The following is a 20,060-nucleotide window of genomic DNA, read 5'->3' on the forward strand; positions in this document are numbered from 1 at the left end:
GCTTTGAACTGGACGAAGAGCGGAAAATGGTGATGATCAACAATCTGATGGTTTCGATTGTATCCGACCGGGCCGCACAGCCGGTCATCAATACCGGCAATTTAAATTAACCCGAAAAAAGCTGAACCGGATTCCGGTTCAGCTTTTTTCATGCTGTCAGGATGCCTGTGTCCCGACTTTTTTCACCTTTGCTTTTGCCTCTTGTTTATTCGGAAGGATATGAAAAAAAAGATTCAGCACAATCGCCGTCACACTACCTGCGACAATGCCACTTTGCGTAAGGAGCTGGATATTCGACGGCAAACCTTTGAAAATATCAGGTACCACCGTGACGCCAAGGCCAATCCCGATTGAACAGGCAATGATAAACAAGTTTTCGTTATTGGCGAAATCGACTTTGCTTAGCATTTTGATGCCTGACGCAATGACCATCCCGAACATCGCAATCATCGCCCCGCCGAGTACGGAAGATGGAATAATCGTCGTTAGGGCGCCTAATTTCGGAATCAGCCCAAAAAGGAGCAAAAAGGAGCCGACAAGTACCATCACGTTTTTCGATTTCACGCCCGAAAGCTGGATGAGGCCGACGTTTTGAGAAAAAGCGGTGTACGGGAAAGCATTAAATAATCCGCCAAGCATGACGGCAAGACCTTCAGCCCGATAACCCCTCGCAAGGTCATCTTCATGGAGCGGCTGTTTGGTGATCCCGCTTAAAGCGAAGTAAACACCGGAAGACTCCACAAGACTGACGAGCGCCACAAGGATCATCGTGATACAAGCGCTCCACTCAAAAGTCGGCATGCCGAAATAAAACGGCTGCACGATATGCACCCACGAGGCTTCCGCAACCGGGGCAAAGCTGACCTTTCCGAACAATGCAGCCGCGACGGTGCCGATTGCCAGCCCGATTAAAATCGAGATCGAACGGATAAACCCTTTTGCAAACCGCTGCAAAAGGACGATGATGAGCAAAGTGCCGAATGAAAGGGCAATATTGGCCAGGGAGCCGAAATCTTTGCTACCGTCTCCGCCCGCCATATCTTTCATGGCAACCGGAATAAGTGTCACGCCGATAATCGTCACAACCGACCCGGTTACAACTGGTGGGAAAAAGCGGGCCAGCTTGCTGAAAAATTTGCTGATCAAAATGACAAACAGCCCTGATACGAGAATAGCGCCGTACACAGCTGAAACGCCGTACTGCTTGCCGATTGCGATCATCGGCCCGACGGCGGTAAAGGTGCAGCCGAGCACAATCGGAAGCCCGATGCCGAAAAACCGGTTTTTCCAGATTTGCAGCAGTGTCGCAAGGCCGGACATGAAAATATCAACGGAAACAAGATACGTCAGCTGCCTGCTATTCATTCCTAGGGAACTGCCGGTAATAATCGGTACAATGACTGCGCCCGCATACATCGCCAAAACGTGCTGGAGCGCCAGTACGGTCATTTTCGTTTTTTCCGGTTTCATTTGGCATGCACCTCCTCTTGAAATGTGACCGTACCGTTTTCAAGCGACCGAATGGATGCGAGCGACTCCACGCGGATGCCCCGGTCGCGCAGCCTTTTTCCGCCCGGCTGGAATGCTTTTTCAATCACAATGCCGATGCCGCAAAGTTCAGCCCCCGCCTGGTCTATTATATCGATCAGCCCTTCTGCTGCCTGGCCGTTTGCGAGAAAATCATCTACGATAAGCACCCGGTCAGCTTGATTTAAAAAAGCGCGCGAAACGGAAATGATATGGTTTGTTTGTTTTGTAAATGAATGGACGGAAGCTTCATATACGTCCGCGTCCTGCGTGAACGGTTTTCTTTTCCGGGCAAAAACCATCGGAACGTTTAATTCAAGTGCTGTCATTAATGCGGGCGAAATGCCAGAAGATTCGAGCGTCAAAATTTTGGTTACACCATCCTGCTTAAACAGCCCGGCAAATGTTTCCCCGATCTGTTTCATAAGGACAGGATCGACCTGATGATTTAAAAAAGCGTCCACTTTCAGCACCTCGTCCGAAAGCACGATGCCATCTTTTCTAATTTTTTCTTGTAAAGCTTTCAATGTTTTTCCTCCTCTTTGCCTTCGCTGCATTGATCTTGATTGAAACATGCGGCCTTCAGAAAAAAAGCCCAAAGGCCGCTGCACCCACAAAAAATGGAGTAAGCAACGCCTTTGAGCTTTTTCATGTGCAAAAAGGAAAAGGAACATCCACAACGTTCCCATTGCCCACCCATAGTCAGGCCGTTTACGGCAGCCTGGTAGAAACTTGCGGGCCATATTCCCGCGATTATATGAGTGAATGCGTTCAGTTTTTATAATAAAAGTATAAGGGTATCTTTCCGGTATGTAAAGACGAAATTTCCGAACGGCGGATTTTCCGTCTTTCTTTTTGTTCGCGTTTGGCAAAATGCAGGCAACATCCGCCGAAAATTTTACAGAAAAGTCGGCGGGCAACATGGATAGAAAAACCGAAATATCCACCGTTTTTTCCATCGTTACAATTGCCTGTGTTAGGGTACGCACACCGGATCTGCAGCATACGCAGGTTTCCGGTTTTCTTTCTGAAACCGGCGGCTGCCGCACTGTTTGTTAGCCGAAAGTTCGATCTTAATCTTTGATCCGGTATACATCGGTATATTTTTCGGTTAAGTAATCAATCAAGTATTTCGGGTTAAGCGCTTCACCGGTGGCATCGCGCAAAATATCGGCAGGTTTTTTCAATTTGCCGAACCGGTGAACATGCGCCGTGAGCCATTTCCGCACCGGCTCCAGATTGCCCGATTCCACAAGCTTGTCAAAATCCGGCAGCGATTTTAACATCGCATGTTTGAACTGGGCGGCGTACATCAGGCCGAGCGCATAAGACGGAAAATAGCCGAAATCCCCGCCGGCCCAATGCACATCCTGGAGTACGCCTTCTCCGTCATGTGCCGGCCGGATGCCAAGATAGTCCACATATTTCGCATTCCAGATTTCCGGGAGTTCCCCGACTTCGATTTCATCATTGAGGAGCGCTTTTTCAATTTCATACCGCACCATAATATGAAGCGGATACGTCAACATATCGGCTTCAATCCGGATCAGGGATGGTTTCGCCTCGTTCACTGCACGGTAAAATGCTTCAAGCGGCACGTCATCAAACTGGCCGGATGCAAACTGTTTCAAAAGCGGATAATTTTTCTTCCAGAACGGAAAAGAACGGCCGATGATGTTTTCAAAAAACAGGGATTGTGATTCGTGTATCCCCATTGACGCGCCTTCTGCAAGCGGCGTACCCGACAAGTCTTTTGAAATATGCTGCTCATACAAAGCGTGCCCGCCTTCATGCATGACGCCGAACACATCGACGCGCCAGTCGTTTTCATTATAACGTGTCGTAATCCGCACATCCCCCTGGTTGATGCCGGTTGCAAACGGATGCACCGTTTCATCCAGCCGTCCCGCCTCAAAGTCAAAGCCCATTTGCTTTAGTATTTCAAGCGTAAACGCTTTTTGCTTTTCTTTCGGGAATGGGTGAAAAAGAAATGCCGTATCCGGTTTTTCTTCCGACATACTGATTTTCTGGACAAGCGGCACAATCGCATCTTTCACTTGTTCGAATACACGGTCGAGTACATCGACCGTCATGCCCGGTTCATACAGATCGAGCAGGGGATTATACGGATGGCCTTCATACCCCCAGTAGCGGACAAATTTCTTTTTGAATGCCACGATTTGTTCGAGATAAGGCTTGAACAAGGAGAAGTCTGCTTTTTCCTTTGCTTCTTCCCAAACATTTTCCGCTTTCGAGACGAGCACCGTATAAGCCTGGTATTCGTCAGGCGGGATTTTTTTGCTGCGTTCGTATGTTTTCCGGCATTCTTCCAATGTACCGGCTGTCCGTTCCGGCAATTGCTGCTTGTGCGGCAAAAGCTTCTCCAAAAATTCGGCCATTTCTTTTGAAGTTTGCATGTCAAAGACTTCACCCGATAAAATGCCGATCACTTCCGCGCGCTGCCCGACGCCTTTTTTCGGCGCGCCGGTCCGCAAATCCCAGTATATGAGGGCGAGCGCTTCTTCATAAGCTTTGATTTTTTTGACATATGTCAAAAAGTCCTGCTCCAGTTTTTCAATCGACTCTGTTCCCATCATCATGCCTCCCGTCAAATCACTTGCACGTCCATCTTATCATGTTTCACGCGGCGCACAAACGATAACCATTCGGCTTGCTTAGTTTTCTGTTTTCCGCGGCGGGCGCGGTCCCCAAAACTGGTACAGATCGGTTTTGATCGACCCGTTATAAAGCTTTCTCTTTTTCGTCGCTTTTTTGCCGTATGCGCGTTCAAACTGTTCGTCCGACGTCAAAATATAAACTGACCATGTGTCAAGCTTGGCAAATGCCCGGCCCATCTCCCGGTACATGTTTTCCACTTCCGTCCGTTCACCGATTCTCTCACCGTACGGCGGATTGCCCACAATCGTGCCGTATGCTTCCTGCGCCGTAAAATCGGCCACCTGCATCTGTTTAAACGTGACGATGCCGCCAAGTCCTGCCTCATTGGCATTTTGCCGTGCGATTTCAACCATCCCAGGGTCGATATCTGAACCGGATATATCAAGCGGCTGGTCGTACCGGGCGAGATCTTCCGCTTCTTCGCGCGCTTTTTCAAAGACGGTCTCACTCATCCACGGCCATGTTTCGCATAAAAAATCGCGGTTAAAACCCGGTGCAATATTTTGCCCGATGAGCGCAGCTTCGATCGGAATCGTGCCGGAGCCGGAAAACGGATCGCGAAACGGCCGGTCCGGGTGCCAGTTTGTCAGCCGGATCAGCGCGGCGGCAAGCGTTTCTTTGATCGGCGCCGGCCCTTGCGCCGCGCGGGAGCCGCGTTTATGCAGCCCGGCCCCGCTTGTATCGATCGTAATCGTGGCCACGTCTTTCAATAACGCCACTTCAATTTTAAAAAGCGGGCCGTTTTCTTCAAACCAGCTCGTTCCTTTATAGCGGGACTTTAGCCGTTCAACGATTGCTTTTTTGACGATCCCCTGGCAGTCCGGGACACTGAATAGCTTTGACTTGACCGATTTTCCGGTGACGGGGAACTCGGCATCGCGCGGCAGAAAATCCTCCCAGGGAACCGCTTTTGTCCCTTCAAACAGTTCATCGAAAGTTTCCGCCTTAAATTCAGCGGCTTTGATTTTGACGCGGTCCGCGCACCTCAGCCAAAGATTGGCACGGGCAATCGCCGATTCATCCCCGGCAAATTCGATTTTCCCGTTTTCCACCGTACAGTCGTAGCCGAGTGCGCGCACTTCTTTTGCTACAAGCGCCTCGATCCCCATTGCGCTTGTCGCGATCAATTGAAAGTCAGACATTTTCCCACCATCTCTCGTCTAATATTTCTTATTGTATGGCATGCCGTACCAAATAACACGTTTTAAAAAATTATGTATAAAAAAGGCCGGGCGCCTGCTGTATATCAAAATACCGCAGCGCCGGCCCGATTCTTCCGATTCAGCCAGAATAACGTTCTGTAAGCCATGTTCTGTGCCTTTGTACTGCAAACGATGTGGCGTCATCTCGTACGAAGGCGGTAATCATCTATCTACAAGCAATACGCTTGTCTCTTTCCTCGTTCATTTCCTCAGAAAGAGTGCCTCTACCATGATTTGAGTTGCTCACTTGCGGGGTTTACCTCGTTCCACCTTTACGGTTTCCCGTAAAGCTTCGTCACTGTGGCACTTTCAAGGGTACTCCGCCATGCCGTTAAAGGTTTAGGCGTTTTCCCTGCCGTCAGCCTTGAATCAAGGCTGCCCTGGCTTATGAATTCGCCAGGCACAAACACTACGGGCATCTCAGCACCGTGCGAGCATGGACTTTCCTCAACAGCCGTTTTCAGGCTGCAGCGATTACCCGAACGTTATTCACAACGCTTATCTATTATATAAAAAGAAACCGGGACTTGCAAGCTGTAATTTTTAACGGATGTGTCAATTTCTTCCCCCTGCATTGCCATACCGGGTTCGGGCAAGCGATTGTCTGTTTTTTTTATGCCGCTTCCCCGTGCCCTTTTCTACAGAAAAATTTCACACATTTTTTAGCCGGCTATTCATTTAATTTGTTGCCGAAAACATGTTTTTCAAGATTGGACAGCCGTTTTAAAATATCGAAATTCGTTGTCCCGGTCATTTGCTGTACAGGCTGCCGTTTTGCTAGTTCTTCCGCCTGCTTTTTGAGCCGGAGGTTTTCCTGCTGGAGCTCCTCAATCGTCTGATTAAACGTTTCATAATCTTTTATGATCAGATCCAGAAATTTGTCTACTTCTTCCTGCCGGTAGCCTCTGACAGCCGTTTTAAACTCTTTTTCCAAAATGTCTTTCGCCGTCAATTTAATTTGATCCGATAACATGTTTGCACCACCTTACATCTCCCAGACATAATTTCATTTTTTCAAAAACCTTTTTATTTGTCAATTGTACCACAGCTTGCCTAAAAATCTGTCTGTTCTTCTTCTATTATTGCCTGTAAATCGTAAAAGTCAATGATGCGGATGTCATACGGGTGCGATTCGCTGAACTTTTTTGCAGCTTCGAACAAGTATTTCGGAGACCCTTCGCGTTCTTCGTCATACACAATCATCAGGCAGTCGCTTTTATGTAAGAAAATCCGGTTTTTATTGCGGAACTGCTGCGGGCTTTCGTACGGCCTTTTCGAGATGGCGGCAACAAAATCGGCCTGGGAAAGCACCATCTCGTAGTATGCTTTTTGTTCGTCTTTCCACTTTTCTTCCTGCCCTTCAAACGGCATTAACACAGCGAGTTTAAGTTCCGGGTATTCCGCTTGTAGATCAAAAACGGTTTCAGCAGCCCAAAGTTCGGTGCCCTGCTGCCCGGAAATGAGTACCCATTCGTACCCTTCATCGAGCAATTCCACTAACCGCCTTCTGATGGCCGTTTGAATATAGCGAATACCCGGGTGGTCCGTCCCGAATATCCCCAGTTCATACGGTTTATAACCTGTAATAGCGACAACTTTTCCCAATGCATTACGCTCCTCGTTTTTTGTTTTCCTAAAAGCAGGACGGCAAGGATTACCCTTGCCGTCCATTTGTCAGCAGCACTTCGGCCCGTGCGGTTTGACTGGATCAAAAAAGTTGCTGACCGTTCCCGGGTCGGTTTGATTGACGTACGATTCCGTGTGCGGGAAGTAGTTTTGCTGATGAAATACATGGTGATTCACATGGGTTGTATGCGTCGGGAAAACATGCGGCACGATGACATCCTGGACGGTGTGCGTAACGCAGCATTTTGTCGGATGCACAACAGCCGGCATGATCCGCGGCGGGCAATGGTGGTGAAACATGTTCCGATCTCCTTTCATCATCAGACGTCTTTTTTCTTACACTACTAACCTATGACTTGGAAAGGGAACATGTACTAAGGAAAAAACCCAATTTGCCGTTTCTTCCAATCCTTGCCCCCATCCCCCCATGTAGCCCGGTGCATCGTTTTTCGACCTCTTTAACAATTCGTTTTGATCAAAAACCATTTTAACGGGACTTTTGGCGGGCTGCAATAAAAATGGCGGAAATCGACAAAGAGCGCGCATTTTTCTCTGATCCAAAAGAAACCGACAAATCCCAACAAGGGGCGTTTCAAAATCCCGGATTCCCCGTCGAATCATGCGCTTGCCCAGGAAATAGCGGTTAAAAACCGGTTCTTTTCCCGGACATTTCCTTGCTGACAGAGGATCTCGCCGGGATTTGGGCTTTCCGGTACAACCGTAAAAGGCGTTTTTCCGTTTCCAAACAGCATTTTTTCCATTTCCCTGAACCGAACTTGCCGTACTTTTGATAAATTTCCAGTCCCTTTTCGGCATAGCGGACGGCTTGCAAAAGGTCTTTTTTCTTGTGTTCATACAGTTTGGAAAGCTCAATGCACGCTTCGGCTCTGATCGTATCCGGCGCATTTTCGGCTAATTCCGCCCAAAGCATTCCGGCTTTCCTATATGCTTTTTGTTTTTTATACTGGAAGGCCAGACGGTGTTTGGCAGCCAGATCATTTTCGCCCGCGGCCGCTTCAAAACTTTTCACGGCGGCATCATCTTCGCCGATATATTCAAACCATTTTCCAACAAGCCGTTTTTCCTTTGCCGTCTGGTTTGGATCGGTCTCCAGAATTTGAAACGTAAGGTGGGTATACAAAGTAATGAGCGATAAAATGTCCTCTTCGTTATGGTGGATGACACCAAGCAGGCCTTCCGGATTTTTGCGCTCAACGAAATCAAAATAAATCATTGGCGCCAAATATCCCGGAATATCCTCTTCGCGTTCCACTCCTAGAATTTCACGCTCTACATTCGCTAATTTCACGGACCCGAGTTCATCTTTCCACAGCCTTTTTGCCGCGTGGTACAAGTCAAAATGGCCAAATTCAGGCAGACGCGGGACGTGGTCGCGGATAAGCGTATGGCGCGTCTTTACCTGGGGCCAGTCAAACGCCTTCCCGTTATATGTAACGAGCGCAGTGTAATCGATATTTTCCAGGAAACTGTAGTAAAGCGGCACTTCAAGCCCCGGTTCCAGAAGAATATGCTGTTTTAAAATGACATTTTCTTCGGTAAAGGAAGCATATCCGAGCAAAAAAATCGTGTTGCCCGCCCCTCCCCCGAGGCCGGTCGTTTCGGTATCGAAAAAAAACAAATCAAACGGGCTGTAGCCTTTGGCGGATAAAGGGTGCCGGACCGGTTTTTGCTGCCACAATTTGACGGCATCAAAATAGTCGCGAAAAGCATATTTGCCGTGCTTTGTTTCAAGCGGGTAACGGACTTCACGGATGAGGCAGTACTCGCCATCCAAATCATACAGCGAAGCGCCCGCCTTTTCCCACATTTCAAAGAAAGGAACAGAATCGGTCCGGGATGCTTCCACCCGTTCGGCAGGCTCAGGCTGGTCTCTCACGATATGGTTTTTCATCCGGTTTAATTTATCTTTTAATCCCGGCATGTTGCGCCCCTCCTTTGATCGCCCCGAGCCAGAAATCAAACAGCCGGACGGCGGCCTGCTTTGCGCCCGCGGCAGCCGTTTCTGCGCCCGTACAGGAAGGGCACCCGTCTTCGCAAGGGCAGTTTACAACCATCGCTCTTGCAGATTCCAAAATTTCCCTTGCCCCGCCATAGATTTTTTCGCTCAGGCCGATGCCGCCCGGATACCGGTCATACAAAAAGATTGTTGGCTTTTCGTCATGGATCGCTTTCACTTGGGGCACGGCCTGGATATCATGGGCGTCACACATGGCAAAAAGCGGCGCAATCGACTGGAGTGCGTGCGCAGCGCCGGTAAGCGCGCCTTCCAGCAAATGTTTGGGTACCGCGTCTTCCCCCATGGAAAACCAAACGGCATTCGTGTGCAGTTCCATTTCCGGAAGGTGGATCGGCCCCGAGCCAATGTTTTCATGCGTGTTAAATTTAATTTTTTTGAAAATCGTCGGCATCGCCCGGACCATCACATCCCCATAGCCGATAATGGCATCCTGCAAAACGGTCTCTCGGTCCTGTTCCAGCACTTTCAGCTCCACCGCCAGATTGGCATCCGTGTAATAATCAACAGCGACTTCACGGACAAAGGCTTTTTTCTCTTCCCAGTCCAGCTTTTCAACCTGATACTGCACCGCCTGATGCAAATAAATCGCTTCTTCATGGAGCAATGTCATCGCGCTGAACTGGTCCATTTCACCGATCACGCGCACATCCGGCGCATGGGTCATATCGATAATGACGACATTTTCCTGCGACGCGGAACGAAGGCTGATATTGTGGGCCGGAAAAGCATCATTCATCCAGTACCAGGCATCCCCGCGCCGGTGGAGAATCCGTTCATCCGCTAAAAACTCGAGCACGTCCTCGATTTCAACGCCGCCAAACGTTTCCCCTTTTTTAAACGGTAGTTCGTATGCAGCGCATTTGACATGGTCGACTAAAATGACAAGATTATCAGGGTTGATGCGCGCTGTCTCCGGGGACCGGTTGAAAAAGAAGCCCGGATTGCGGATGATGTACTGGTCAAGCGGGCTTGAGCCGGCAACAAGGATGACAAGTGATTCCCCCTGCCTTCTTCCTGCGCGCCCGGCCTGCTGCCAGGCGCTCGCAATTGTGCCCGGATAGCCGGTCATAATACAGACCTGGAGCTGGCCGATATCGACACCGAGCTCGAGGGCGTTCGTGCTGACAATCCCGTATATGTCCCCATTTCTTAATCCCTGCTCGATTTTCCGCCGCTCCGTTGGAAGATATCCTCCCCTGTAGCCCATGATCGACTTTTCCCCGAGTTCATCTTTTACGAGTTCCTGCAAGTATTTTAAGATGATTTCGACGCGCACACGACTTCTTGCAAAAACAATCGTCTGGATTTTGTTTTTCAAAAGTTCCCCTGCAATTTTCCGGACTTCAAGCGTGGCGCTTCTCCGGATGTTCAACGGCTTATTCACAAGCGGCGGGTTGTAAAAAAGAAAATGCTTCGTTCCACTTGGCGCGCCGTTTTGGTCAATCAGTTCCATTTTTTTTCCGGTTAGCTTTTCCGCCAGCTCTTTCGGGTTTTGGATCGTCGCGGACGTGCAAATAAAAACCGGATCGCTCCCGTAATAACGGCAAATCCGCTTTAATCTGCGCAACACATTGGCGACATGGCTGCCGAACACACCGCGGTATATATGCAGTTCGTCGATCACCACAAATCTTAGATTTTCAAAAAACGACACCCATTTTGTATGGTGGGGCAAAATGGCGGAATGCAGCATATCCGGATTGGTAATGACGATATGGCCGGCTTTGCGAACGCGCTGCCGGATATTTGAAGGCGTGTCCCCGTCATATGTATAACTGTTTACCGGCACGCCGGCTTCTTCAATGATTTCGTTTATTTCACTTTTCTGGTCCTGCGCGAGCGCTTTTGTCGGAAACATATAGAGCGCGCGTGCATCTGGGTTTTGAAGGATGGTCTCGAGCACAGGCAGATTATAACAAAGCGTTTTGCCTGATGCAGTCGGGGTAACGGCCGTAAAATCTTTTCCTGCCATGGCAAGCCGATATGCCTCTGCCTGGTGGGTATACAATGACGAAATTCCTCTTTTTTCGAGTGCCGAAAGCACAGCCGGTGTGATGCTGCCAGGAAAAGGCACCGTTACAGCCGGCTTCCCTTCAATCGTATGCCAATGGACGATCCGTTCCTGGAAAGAACGGTCCATCTGCAACTGCTCCAATATTTCCTGCAAATTCTTTTTTCTGAACATCTTTCCTCACCCCGCTATCTATTATATCGAATAGACGTTCGTTTTAAAAGCATTCTTTCACATTTTCCGCTTGGTTTTCATATTATACAGCGAAAGAGTGCTGTGCAACCATTCATTTTCTTTATCATCAATAAGAAAGGAGCCTGCCGATGTCCAATTTATCCGGCCCGGATGAAAAGCATCCTTTTTACGGGCTGATGCAAGCGATGGACCAATTTTTTCAGGAAAAACCGGTCAAACATTTTTTTGAGAATCTCGATGAATTTTTTTCTTTTGATACGATCCCGGTCCGCCTTGAAGAAAAAGATGAAGCTTATGTACTGACAGCCAAACTGCCCGGGTATGAAAAAGGCCAGATTGAGATTGAAGTTTATGATCAATATCTCACCATTAGCGCCAGGCATGAGGAAGCCGTTTCAAGTTTGGATGAAACGAAAAAAGCTTACGAAAAGAAAAGCGCATTCCGCCGGATAAGCCGGACGGTGCCCCTGCCGCCACTGGTGGACGGGGATCAGATTCAGGCAAAATTTGAAAACGGGCTGCTTGTGATTTTGATGCCGAAAGGAAAGAAAAAAAAGCTGAGGATTGAATAAGAGGCCGGGAGCGTCCCGGTTTTTTCCGTTTTTTGTCCCTTTTTTAAGCAAAACGGCCCGGAAGCCTATTTTGTAAACAGGCCCCCGAGCCCTTTGACCATCGATGATACTTGATTAATCGCATTGATCATCTGTCCGGCAGTATTGACCATTTTATTAAAATCAATGGAGCCATCCTGGGATTTGAAGGAATTCAAAAAAGATCCCCCCATTTGCGGCGGCTTTGGCGGAACAGGCTGATGCGGGTACGGATGGCCGAACCCTGCCGCACCGTGCTGGGTGTTTGGCTTTTCAGCTGCCTCGAGCGGGTTTCCGAACAAATGCATGGCAGCTTCTTCCCCGGCATGCTGGCCGCTTTGTCCGTGCATATGCCAGGCCTGACCGTACCCGCCCGGATGCTGGCCGTACGGATACGGCGCTGGGGGGTATCCATAAACATGCGGGGAATGCTGCCCGGGATATGGAAATTGCGGGTAATACGGACCGGCCCCCGGCATTACAGGATACCGTCCTATGTTTCTTGTGCGCCGGCTGCTGTAAGGATCTTGAAAAACGCGCATTGCCATCGCCTCCTGCCTGCTTCACCAATAATGTATGTGGCATCTGGCAATTGGTGATGTGTCCATATCCTTTACGATTTCTCCAATGCTTCCTGCAAGCATTGGAGAATATATTTCACCGACTGAAAATGGTCGAGCATCATTTTGCGGCTCGATGACGGGTAAAAAGCACGCACCGCAACCATTTGCAAATTTTCGGCCGTATGTTCAAGCTGGGACGGAAAAAGATGCGCCGGCCTCCGGGCTTCCACCCATGCTTTTGCGGCCGGGAGCCACCTGTCAATGGCATCCTGCAACGTATCGCAAAAAGGCTTGACTTCGCTGAAAAAATCCTTTTCCACCCCTGTTTCCTTTACTTCCTGGTACAGGTCGTAAAGCTCAAGCGTGTACGCAATCAGCTGCTCGTTTAACGCTTGTAATTGCCCTTCTTCCATTTCTGTTCACCCTTCTAACCGGATATTCTCCCTTCGCCGGGTTTTTTTACGGGAGACTTCTTTCATTTTAGGAAGTTTTTTTGTTTTCATCAATCCGCAAGCTTTCCGCCCTGTATGTTTTTCTGAATGCTTCCGCCCTTTTTTCCAAATGATCCAGCTTCATTTCTGCTTTTTTCAAATGGTACCACTGCTTTATCGACTGCTTTCTTGCTTCCTTCTCCGCCTTATGCCGGATCTCTGTCCCAATATTTTCGAGTGCCTCTTCCATTTTTTCCAGCCCGTTTAAAAATGCGGCTTTCGGTATCATTTGTTTTCCCCCTTGAATTTCATCATGCCTATTCATTCTCTGCCAGGCGGCCCGGTCCCTTCATGCCTGACAAAACTAGAAGCAATTCGGCAAAGAAAACGGGTTTCTTCATTTTGCGTTTTCTTTCGACAGCGTGCCTCCATTTTGGGCGCATTTTTCCCGGCTGCGCCAACTTTCGTGCCGGCATGTATGCAAAAGGCGGAACTGCAAACAATAAATATGCCGGAAAATCCGGTGACACCAATTTCAGGAGGTGGGTTTCCATGAAAACGAATGACAACAAAGCACAACAACAGAAAAAAGCACGGGAACAGAAAGGGTCTTTGGCAAAAGGAGATAAGAAGCTGAACGGCCCTGACCGCCCTTCCACCTAATGAAAGCAAAAAGCAAGGAAATGTTTCCTTGCTTTTTGTTTTGCCTGTTTTTAGCGAAAAAAACCGGGCAGGCCGGTTCCTTGTCCCCCGCCGGCGCAAAAGGGGCCGAAAGACTGTTTTTTTTATTACATATTCTTTGTCTGTTCTGCTATGATATAATTTAGCTTATGAGGTGAGGGAACATGGAATTGCGTTATCCAAACGGAAAAAAGTATAAAGGGAAAAAAAACAAAGCCGGACGGAAAAATGCGAACCAAATTTTATACGGCAACCGCGGGATGACACTGGAAGAGGATCTGAATGAAACCAATGCTTATTATTTGCAGGAAGGCATTGCCGTTATCCATAAAAAACCGACCCCGATCCAGATTGTTCAGGTCGATTATCAGTCACGGAGCACAGCCGTCATTAAAGAAGCCTATTTTAAACAGCCGTCCACAACCGATTACAACGGGGTGATGAACGGTAAATATATAGACTTTGAAGCAAAGGAAACGCAAAACCATACTTCTTTTCCGCTTCATAACTTCCATGAGCATCAAATCAGCCATATGAAACAGGTGGTGGCGCAAGGCGGAATTTGCTTTGTCATTCTCCGTTTTGCGAAGGAAGAAGAAATTTTTTTGCTGGAATCCCGCCATTTATTTTTTTATTGGGATAGAATGCTTGCCGGAGGGAGAAAATCGATAAAAAAAGAAGAAATTGAAGAAAACGGGCACCCTATACCGGTTGGATACCGGCCGAGAATTGATTACATCGCCGTTTTAAAACAATTGTATGCTTTATAGTTGTTGCCCGGCCGGATGATTGACGGATCCGGCAACAATATGTTTTGAATCTAAATCGGCTTTTTCAGATTTAGAAGAAAGGAATGCTGAGCATGGCAGAAAAATACCAATCCCGCGAAGAACGCCGGAAACAAATGCAGGCAAATCAACATAAAAAGAAAAGGAAAAAACCGAAAAACAAATTTTTAACATTTATAAAGCGGCTCATTCTTGTCTGCTTTCTTGTCGGGCTGGCCGGAGTCATTGCGGGAATCAGCACTTTTGCGTATTACGCAAGCAGCTCCCCGAAACTGACGAAGAAGCAGTTATCCGACCCGATTCCATCGGTGATTAAGGATAAAAGCAACAAAACAGTCGCAACGCTCGGGGCACAGAACCGGAAATATATTGATTATGAAGAGCTTCCAAAACAGATGGAAAACGCGATTCTTTCGACAGAAGATGCACGGTTCTATCAGCACCACGGGATCGACCCGATTCGGCTTGGGGGTGCGGTGGTCGCAAACTTTACCAAAGGGTTCGGATCCGAGGGGGCGAGCACCCTCACCCAGCAGGTCGTTTCCATGGCGTTAAATAATAAAAACGAAAAAACATTAAAGCGGAAGGCCCAGGAAGCGTGGCTGGCGATCCAGCTTGAGCGGAAATATACAAAGCATGAAATCCTTGAAATGTATGTCAATAAAGTCTATATGTCAGACGGTGTCTTCGGCTTTGAGACAGCCGCTGAACATTATTATGGCAAATCTTTAAGCAAATTATCACTGCCGGAAATTGCCGTACTGGCCGGCATGCCACAAAGCCCGAATAATTATAATCCGTTTGACCATCCGGATCTGACGAAGAAAAGAAGGGACATTGTCCTTTCGATGATGTACAAAAACAATAAAATTACAAAGGCAGAAATGGAAAAAGCGCAGGCCACCCCGGTTTCGGCCGGACTGGTCAAAGAAAAAGAGCGGAATACAAACGCGAACAAATATCCTGCCTTTGTCAATGAAGTCATTAAGGAAGTGCAGAAACTCGGGAACTATAATGTGTATGCCGATGGTTTAACCATTTATACAACCCTGGATTCTTCCGCACAGCAATATACGGAAAAAATCTTAAACACCAATTCGATCATCAATTATCCGGATAAAAAAATGCAGGCCGGCATTGCCCTGATCGATACGAAAACAGGCGAAATCCGTGCGCTCGGCGGCGGGCGCAATATGAAACTTGACCGTGGCTTCAACTATGCCGTTGATACGAAGCGTTCGCCGGGATCAACGATCAAACCGATTCTTGACTACGGGCCGGCGATTGAGTACTTGCACTGGTCAACCGGGCACCAATTGAACGATGTGGCAACCACTTATTCGGACGGAACGCCGATTAATGACTGGGATAACCGGTTCCTTGGCAAGATGAGCATGCGCAAGGCACTGTATTTATCACGGAATATTCCTGCCTATGAAACGTATAAAGAAGTCGGCAAGGAAAGGGCCATCCGTTTTGCAAAAAAACTCGGCCTTGATTTAAACAGCAAAGAAATCGTTGAATCTTCATCCATCGGCGGAGGGGTGCAAGTTTCACCGCTGCAGATGGCTTCCGCTTACGCCGCATTCGGCAATGAAGGCATATACAACAAGCCGCATGCCATCCGGAAAATTGTCCTGCGTGACGGGGTCACGGAAATCAAACCGCATGTCCAGTCCAAAATCGCCATGAGTGATTTTACGGCTTATATGATTACGGACGTGCTGAAAGATGTGCTGACAAAAGGCACCGGGACAACCGCCCATATTCCAGGATTGCCTGCCGCCGGTAAAACGGGCACAACGAATTTTGATAAAGATGAGCTGGCAAAATACGGGATTTTGAGTTCTTCTGTGCGGGATTCCTGGTTTGCGGGCTACACGACAAGATATTCGTTAGCTGTATGGACCGGATACGAAAGCGAGAAAGGCAAAAAATATGGCGTCACAAGGCCGTATCAAACGGTCGCGCAGCAAATTTACCGCCACTTGATGCGCTATGTATCGGAAGGCAAAGAAACGCCTGACTTTACGATGCCGAAAAGTGTCGTCAGAATGGGAAGCGAATTGTATATCCGCGGCCATATCGATACAGCGATTGATAAAAAATCCGTTACCCAGGATGCGCCGGCAAATGTTCACGCAGCGTATGATGCAAACAGCAAAAAAATTACGGTTACCTGGGATTATGAAGGATCAGGTGCAACCTTTAACGTCTCCGGCACAATAAACGGCAGCGCGGCGTCATTCGGTTCGACTTCAGGAAAATCGATCACCGTTGCCAATCCGAAAGCGGGCGCAACGTATGTCTTCAATGTCACCGCCACGGTAAATGGCGTGAAAAGCAAAGCGGCATCCGCCAGTGTAACGGTTCCGGGGGATAGCACGGACACGAAGGCGGATGATAACCAAAACAAGCAACCGGAAGACAATACCCAAAAACAACCGGATGCAAACAATTCAAATACGAATAGCAATACCGGCACTGACACCAATCAGTCCGGCGAAAACAAAGACAACACCGGCTCAGACAAGGGAACAAACAGCGGCAATTCAAACGGCACCGGCTCGGAAAACAGCGGAAACGGCAACAGCAACAAAGATAACAACAACGGTCCAGGAAACAGTTCAGGCACTGGCCCTTCAAGCGGAAATGACAGACCGGCAAACAATGGAGCAGGCACTCATGGCAAGGGAAACAGCGGTTCAAACGGAAACCAAGGGACCAATACGAACGGCGGGAACAGTTCCAATAAAGGCGAAAACAGTTCGGGCAACACGTCCGCAAATAACAATACCGGTTCTGAATAAAAAAGCACGTGATTGATGGCTTCCTGTGCTCCCGCCGGTTCGCACCAAAAAAGCATGGAGAATCAGTTCTCCATGCTTTTTGTATTGTTATTTCTTGTTCTCTTTCTGCTTCATCCGTTTCTTCCCTTCCCTGCACAGGTCAAGAAGCGGGCAGATTTCACATTGCGGGCGCTGGGCCTTACAATGGTAGCGGCCGAAGAAGATCATCCGGTGGTGCGTGATCGACCATTCTTCTTTCGGCACTTTTTTCATTAAGGTTTGTTCCACTTCCAATACACTGTCTTTGTAGCGGCAAAAACCGAGCCGTTTGCTTACTCTCTCCACATGGGTATCGACAGCAATGGCCGGAATGCCAAAAGCAACCGACAGGACAACGTTTGCCGTTTTTCTGCCGACGCCGGGCAGTTTCATTAGTTCTTCACGTGTTTGCGGCACTTCCCGCCCGTATTCCTCGATGAGCATCCGACAAAGTTTTTGGATGTTTTTTGCTTTGTTGCGGTATAGGCCGATCGACCGGATGTCCTGCTGCAGTTCTTCAAGCGGCACGGCAATATAATCATCCGGCGTTTTATACTTTTGAAACAGATTTTTTGTCACTTTATTGACGAGCGCATCGGTGCACTGGGCGGATAATGTTACCGCGATCAGCAGCTCAAAAGGATTTGAATGATTCAATTCACAGCGGGCATCCGGAAACATTTCCCCCATTGTCTCAAGGCAATGCCGGATTTGTTTTTTTGTCAGCATTTCTTAAACTCCTGTAACTAGTTTACATAAAATTATTATTGTCACCTTTATTGTTCGAGCCAGTTATAAAACGGCACCGGATTGGTCGTTTTCGGTTTTTCTGTTTGCGGTTTTGACGATTTACGGAAATTCCTTCCATATTCACGTGCTTCATCCACCGTCCGGATGCCGTTCTTTTTCCATTCAAACAAAATGCGGTCTATGTAGCGGAAATTCAGTTTGCCGGAGATGACGGCTTCGCGCAGGGCGGCTTTGATCAGATCAGGGGATTGCCCGTCCTGGTCAATCCACATCGCCAATGTTTCGCATTCGAGCGGCGACAGCGGCCTGCCAAACTCCTGTTCAAACGTGGTGTATAAATCGGTTTCTTCGTTTACGCTTTTTTCAAGCTCGTCCTGTTTTTTCTCATAGATAAATTCATCGGCGAGTTTCGCCCACAGCGGCATGATCGAATATTTTTCATACAGGATGCCACCTTCCCCTTCCCCTTCTTCAATGGACAAAAACTGATGCTGGATTAGACGCCGCAAAATCGAAACGCACATACTTTCCGAAATGGTAAGCCTGCCTGCCAGATCTTCAGGCGTCGGAAACGCATTTCCCTCTTTTAAAAAAGAATAAACTTGCAGCAAAAGCACAAGTTCCGTTTCATTCAGGCCAAGCTGTTTGTATTTTTTCAATAAGAGCTGGGGGACGGTCAATATCCCTTCTTCCCACCAGGCAAGCAAAAGATCTTTATCCATGTCGGACACCTCAATGTAAGTATAGCAGTTTAAAAACGGCAAGGGAATTGAAAAAAACATCTGAAAAGAAAAACGGCTGCACACCGTCAATGCAGCCGTTTTTTCAATTACGGATAGATCCGGTTTAAAAGCCTCGGGAACGGAATCGTTTCGCGCACATGCTCAACGCCCGAAATCCAGGCAACCGTCCGCTCAAGGCCCAGCCCGAAGCCGGAATGCGGAACAGAACCGTATTTTCGTAAATCAAGATACCATTTGTAAGCTTCTTCCGACAGATTGAAATCCTTGATCCGTTTCAGCAACAAATCATAGTCATTGATCCGCTCGCTGCCGCCGATGATTTCCCCGTACCCTTCCGGCGCAATCAAATCGGCGCACAGCACGACTTCCGGGCGCTTAGCATCCGGCTGCATGTAAAACGGTTTGATTGCAGCCGGATAATGCGTAATGAACACCGGCTTGTCGAAACTTTCGGCAATCGCGGTTTCATGCGGCGCACCAAAATCTTCGCCCCACTTGATATCATCAAATCCTTTTTCATGGAGCAATTCAATTGCATCATCATACGTAATCCGCGGAAACGGCGCCGACACTTGTTCAAGCTTTGAAGTATCGCGGCCAAGCCGGTGCAGGTCGAGTTTGCAGTTTTCCAAAACGGACCGGACGATATAAGAGACATACTGTTCCTGTACTTTCAGGCTGTCTTCATGTTCATAAAAAGCCATTTCCGGCTCGATCATCCAAAACTCGATCAAATGGCGGCGCGTTTTCGATTTTTCGGCGCGGAACGTCGGGCCGAAAGAAAATACTTTCCCGAATGCCATTGCTGCCGCTTCCATGTAAAGCTGCCCACTTTGTGATAGATAGGCCTCTTCGTCAAAGTACTTCGTATGGAACAGCTCGGTCGTTCCTTCCGGCGCACTGCCGGTTAAAATCGGCGGGTCGATTTTCGTAAACCCGTGCGTATTGAAAAACTCATACGTCGCCCGGATGATCTCGTTCCGGATTTTCATGACGGCGTGCTGGCGGCGGGAACGGAGCCATAGATGCCTGTGGTCCATTAAAAATTCGGTCCCGTGCGCTTTTGGTGTGATCGGGTAATCTACGGCTTCATGAATGATCTGAATGCCGGTCACCTGGAGCTCGTAGCCGAACGGGGAGCGGGCATCTTCCCGGACTGTCCCGGTAACGTAAAAAGAAGTTTCCTGGCTCATCGATTTCGCCGTTTGAAAGACCTCTTCCCCGGCTTCGTTTTTTACGACGACCCCCTGGATAAAGCCTGTCCCGTCACGCAGCTCGAGAAAAGCAATTTTGCCGCTTGAACGTTTGTTGTTCAGCCAGACCCCGATCGTCACTTCCTCCCCGATATGCTGGTGTACTTCTGAAATGGTGATTTTCACGGTATTTCCCTCCAAAACAATTTCCGGCT

The 20,060-nt window shown here is 48.3% G+C and carries 19 protein-coding genes, 1 other RNA gene, 1 pseudogene and 1 riboswitch; of the genes and pseudogenes, 5 read left to right on the forward strand and 16 right to left on the reverse strand.

The features are described 5' to 3' along the window. Positions 1 to 110: pseudogene (locus P9687_RS15175) on the forward strand (SPFH domain-containing protein); the annotation flags it as partial. 46 nt (positions 111 to 156) lie between these two features. Here the strand turns inward: P9687_RS15175 and P9687_RS15180 are convergent. The 10 genes from P9687_RS15180 to P9687_RS15225 all read right to left on the reverse strand — a co-directional run bounded on the left by P9687_RS15180 (position 157) and on the right by P9687_RS15225 (position 11,257). Next, the gene (locus P9687_RS15180; RefSeq protein ID WP_061565595.1) at positions 157 to 1,470 is read right to left on the reverse strand and encodes a nucleobase:cation symporter-2 family protein; all 1,314 of its coding nucleotides are present in this window, start codon (positions 1,468 to 1,470) and stop codon (positions 157 to 159) included. Beyond that, a complete protein-coding gene (locus tag P9687_RS15185; RefSeq protein WP_035188158.1) occupies positions 1,467 to 2,054 on the reverse strand; it encodes a xanthine phosphoribosyltransferase in 588 nt (195 codons plus the stop codon). The genes P9687_RS15180 and P9687_RS15185 overlap by 4 nt, the downstream gene beginning before the upstream one ends. Before the next feature lie 152 nt (positions 2,055 to 2,206). After that, positions 2,207 to 2,308: riboswitch (purine riboswitch) on the reverse strand. 292 nt (positions 2,309 to 2,600) lie between these two features. Then, the gene (locus P9687_RS15190; protein WP_035188106.1) at positions 2,601 to 4,121 is read right to left on the reverse strand and encodes a carboxypeptidase M32; all 1,521 of its coding nucleotides are present in this window, start codon (positions 4,119 to 4,121) and stop codon (positions 2,601 to 2,603) included. Positions 4,122 to 4,202: 81 nt separating this feature from the next. Continuing rightward, positions 4,203 to 5,348: a THUMP domain-containing class I SAM-dependent RNA methyltransferase gene (locus P9687_RS15195; protein WP_328228917.1), complete on the reverse strand. Its 1,146-nt coding sequence runs from the start codon at positions 5,346 to 5,348 to the stop codon at positions 4,203 to 4,205. 154 nt (positions 5,349 to 5,502) lie between these two features. Then, an RNA gene (gene rnpB, locus P9687_RS15200) (RNase P RNA component class B) lies at positions 5,503 to 5,894 on the reverse strand. Positions 5,895 to 6,078: 184 nt separating this feature from the next. After that, the gene (gpsB, locus tag P9687_RS15205) at positions 6,079 to 6,381 is read right to left on the reverse strand and encodes a cell division regulator GpsB (protein ID WP_013859462.1); all 303 of its coding nucleotides are present in this window, start codon (positions 6,379 to 6,381) and stop codon (positions 6,079 to 6,081) included. An 80-nt stretch (positions 6,382 to 6,461) separates the two neighbouring features. Further along, entirely contained in the window at positions 6,462 to 7,013 is a 552-nt protein-coding gene (locus P9687_RS15210; RefSeq protein WP_014098203.1) for a DUF1273 domain-containing protein, read from the reverse strand. Between the two features lie 69 nt (positions 7,014 to 7,082). Beyond that, positions 7,083 to 7,334: a CotD family spore coat protein gene (locus P9687_RS15215; RefSeq protein WP_014098202.1), complete on the reverse strand. Its 252-nt coding sequence runs from the start codon at positions 7,332 to 7,334 to the stop codon at positions 7,083 to 7,085. 343 nt (positions 7,335 to 7,677) lie between these two features. Next, positions 7,678 to 8,976, reverse strand: a complete 1,299-nt coding sequence (locus tag P9687_RS15220) for a ribonuclease H-like domain-containing protein (protein ID WP_035188100.1) — start codon at positions 8,974 to 8,976, stop codon at positions 7,678 to 7,680. Next, positions 8,957 to 11,257: a DEAD/DEAH box helicase gene (locus P9687_RS15225; RefSeq protein ID WP_035188098.1), complete on the reverse strand. Its 2,301-nt coding sequence runs from the start codon at positions 11,255 to 11,257 to the stop codon at positions 8,957 to 8,959. The genes P9687_RS15220 and P9687_RS15225 overlap by 20 nt, the downstream gene beginning before the upstream one ends. 149 nt (positions 11,258 to 11,406) lie before the next feature. Here P9687_RS15225 and P9687_RS15230 point away from each other — a divergent pair, with 149 nt between their 5' ends. After that, a complete protein-coding gene (locus P9687_RS15230) occupies positions 11,407 to 11,850 on the forward strand; it encodes an Hsp20/alpha crystallin family protein (protein ID WP_014098199.1) in 444 nt (147 codons plus the stop codon). Positions 11,851 to 11,915: 65 nt separating this feature from the next. Here the strand turns inward: P9687_RS15230 and P9687_RS15235 are convergent, their stop codons facing one another. The 3 genes from P9687_RS15235 to P9687_RS15245 form a co-directional block, all read right to left on the reverse strand. After that, positions 11,916 to 12,410: a YppG family protein gene (locus P9687_RS15235; protein WP_014098198.1), complete on the reverse strand. Its 495-nt coding sequence runs from the start codon at positions 12,408 to 12,410 to the stop codon at positions 11,916 to 11,918. A 71-nt stretch (positions 12,411 to 12,481) separates the two neighbouring features. Continuing rightward, positions 12,482 to 12,844 carry a YppE family protein gene (locus P9687_RS15240; RefSeq protein WP_014098197.1) on the reverse strand — a complete coding sequence of 121 codons (363 nt, stop codon included), beginning with the start codon at positions 12,842 to 12,844 and terminating at the stop codon, positions 12,482 to 12,484. A 67-nt stretch (positions 12,845 to 12,911) separates the two neighbouring features. Next, positions 12,912 to 13,151, reverse strand: coding sequence for a hypothetical protein (locus P9687_RS15245; RefSeq protein ID WP_014098196.1), 240 nt, complete (start codon positions 13,149 to 13,151; stop codon positions 12,912 to 12,914). Positions 13,152 to 13,414: 263 nt separating this feature from the next. On the opposite strand from P9687_RS15245, the gene P9687_RS15250 reads away from it, so the two are divergent. The 3 genes from P9687_RS15250 to P9687_RS15260 all read left to right on the forward strand — a co-directional run bounded on the left by P9687_RS15250 (position 13,415) and on the right by P9687_RS15260 (position 17,141). After that, on the forward strand, positions 13,415 to 13,525 hold the full coding sequence (locus P9687_RS15250; RefSeq protein ID WP_014098195.1) for a hypothetical protein: 111 nt from the start codon (positions 13,415 to 13,417) through the stop codon (positions 13,523 to 13,525). A gap of 182 nt (positions 13,526 to 13,707) precedes the next feature. After that, the gene (recU, locus tag P9687_RS15255; RefSeq protein ID WP_014098194.1) at positions 13,708 to 14,313 is read left to right on the forward strand and encodes a Holliday junction resolvase RecU; all 606 of its coding nucleotides are present in this window, start codon (positions 13,708 to 13,710) and stop codon (positions 14,311 to 14,313) included. 92 nt (positions 14,314 to 14,405) lie between these two features. Then, the gene (locus tag P9687_RS15260) at positions 14,406 to 17,141 is read left to right on the forward strand and encodes a PBP1A family penicillin-binding protein (protein ID WP_061577312.1); all 2,736 of its coding nucleotides are present in this window, start codon (positions 14,406 to 14,408) and stop codon (positions 17,139 to 17,141) included. A gap of 87 nt (positions 17,142 to 17,228) precedes the next feature. Here the strand turns inward: P9687_RS15260 and nth are convergent, their stop codons facing one another. The 3 genes from nth to asnS form a co-directional block, all read right to left on the reverse strand. Continuing rightward, positions 17,229 to 17,888 carry an endonuclease III gene (gene nth / locus P9687_RS15265; RefSeq protein ID WP_014098191.1) on the reverse strand — a complete coding sequence of 220 codons (660 nt, stop codon included), beginning with the start codon at positions 17,886 to 17,888 and terminating at the stop codon, positions 17,229 to 17,231. 47 nt (positions 17,889 to 17,935) lie between these two features. Continuing rightward, positions 17,936 to 18,631 (reverse strand): DnaD domain-containing protein, encoded by a 696-nt coding sequence (locus P9687_RS15270; protein WP_035188089.1) that lies wholly within the window; start codon positions 18,629 to 18,631, stop codon positions 17,936 to 17,938. 107 nt (positions 18,632 to 18,738) lie between these two features. Beyond that, a complete protein-coding gene (asnS, locus tag P9687_RS15275; RefSeq protein WP_026683352.1) occupies positions 18,739 to 20,031 on the reverse strand; it encodes an asparagine--tRNA ligase in 1,293 nt (430 codons plus the stop codon). Positions 20,032 to 20,060 lie beyond the last annotated feature (29 nt).

This window comes from Weizmannia sp. CD-2023 (assembly GCF_036225245.1).
GTDB classification, from domain to species: domain Bacteria; phylum Bacillota; class Bacilli; order Bacillales; family Bacillaceae_C; genus Weizmannia; species Weizmannia faecalis.

Bases quoted from the DNA above. Each gene is read 5' to 3' on its own strand.
- recU (WP_014098194.1), top strand. From the start codon at position 13,708: ATGGAATTGCGTTATCCAAACGGAAAAAAGTATAAAGGGAAAAAAAAC.
- P9687_RS15270 (WP_035188089.1), bottom strand. From the start codon at position 18,631: ATGGATAAAGATCTTTTGCTTGCCTGGTGGGAAGAAGGGATATTGACC.
- nth (WP_014098191.1), bottom strand. From the start codon at position 17,888: ATGCTGACAAAAAAACAAATCCGGCATTGCCTTGAGACAATGGGGGAA.
- P9687_RS15190 (WP_035188106.1), bottom strand. From the start codon at position 4,121: ATGGGAACAGAGTCGATTGAAAAACTGGAGCAGGACTTTTTGACATAT.
- gpsB (WP_013859462.1), bottom strand. From the start codon at position 6,381: ATGTTATCGGATCAAATTAAATTGACGGCGAAAGACATTTTGGAAAAA.
- P9687_RS15245 (WP_014098196.1), bottom strand. From the start codon at position 13,151: ATGATACCGAAAGCCGCATTTTTAAACGGGCTGGAAAAAATGGAAGAG.
- P9687_RS15230 (WP_014098199.1), top strand. From the start codon at position 11,407: ATGTCCAATTTATCCGGCCCGGATGAAAAGCATCCTTTTTACGGGCTG.
- P9687_RS15250 (WP_014098195.1), top strand. From the start codon at position 13,415: ATGAAAACGAATGACAACAAAGCACAACAACAGAAAAAAGCACGGGAA.
- P9687_RS15260 (WP_061577312.1), top strand. From the start codon at position 14,406: ATGGCAGAAAAATACCAATCCCGCGAAGAACGCCGGAAACAAATGCAG.
- P9687_RS15225 (WP_035188098.1), bottom strand. From the start codon at position 11,257: ATGTTCAGAAAAAAGAATTTGCAGGAAATATTGGAGCAGTTGCAGATG.
- P9687_RS15195 (WP_328228917.1), bottom strand. From the start codon at position 5,348: ATGTCTGACTTTCAATTGATCGCGACAAGCGCAATGGGGATCGAGGCG.
- P9687_RS15240 (WP_014098197.1), bottom strand. From the start codon at position 12,844: ATGGAAGAAGGGCAATTACAAGCGTTAAACGAGCAGCTGATTGCGTAC.
- P9687_RS15180 (WP_061565595.1), bottom strand. From the start codon at position 1,470: ATGAAACCGGAAAAAACGAAAATGACCGTACTGGCGCTCCAGCACGTT.
- P9687_RS15235 (WP_014098198.1), bottom strand. From the start codon at position 12,410: ATGCGCGTTTTTCAAGATCCTTACAGCAGCCGGCGCACAAGAAACATA.
- P9687_RS15220 (WP_035188100.1), bottom strand. From the start codon at position 8,976: ATGCCGGGATTAAAAGATAAATTAAACCGGATGAAAAACCATATCGTG.
- P9687_RS15215 (WP_014098202.1), bottom strand. From the start codon at position 7,334: ATGTTTCACCACCATTGCCCGCCGCGGATCATGCCGGCTGTTGTGCAT.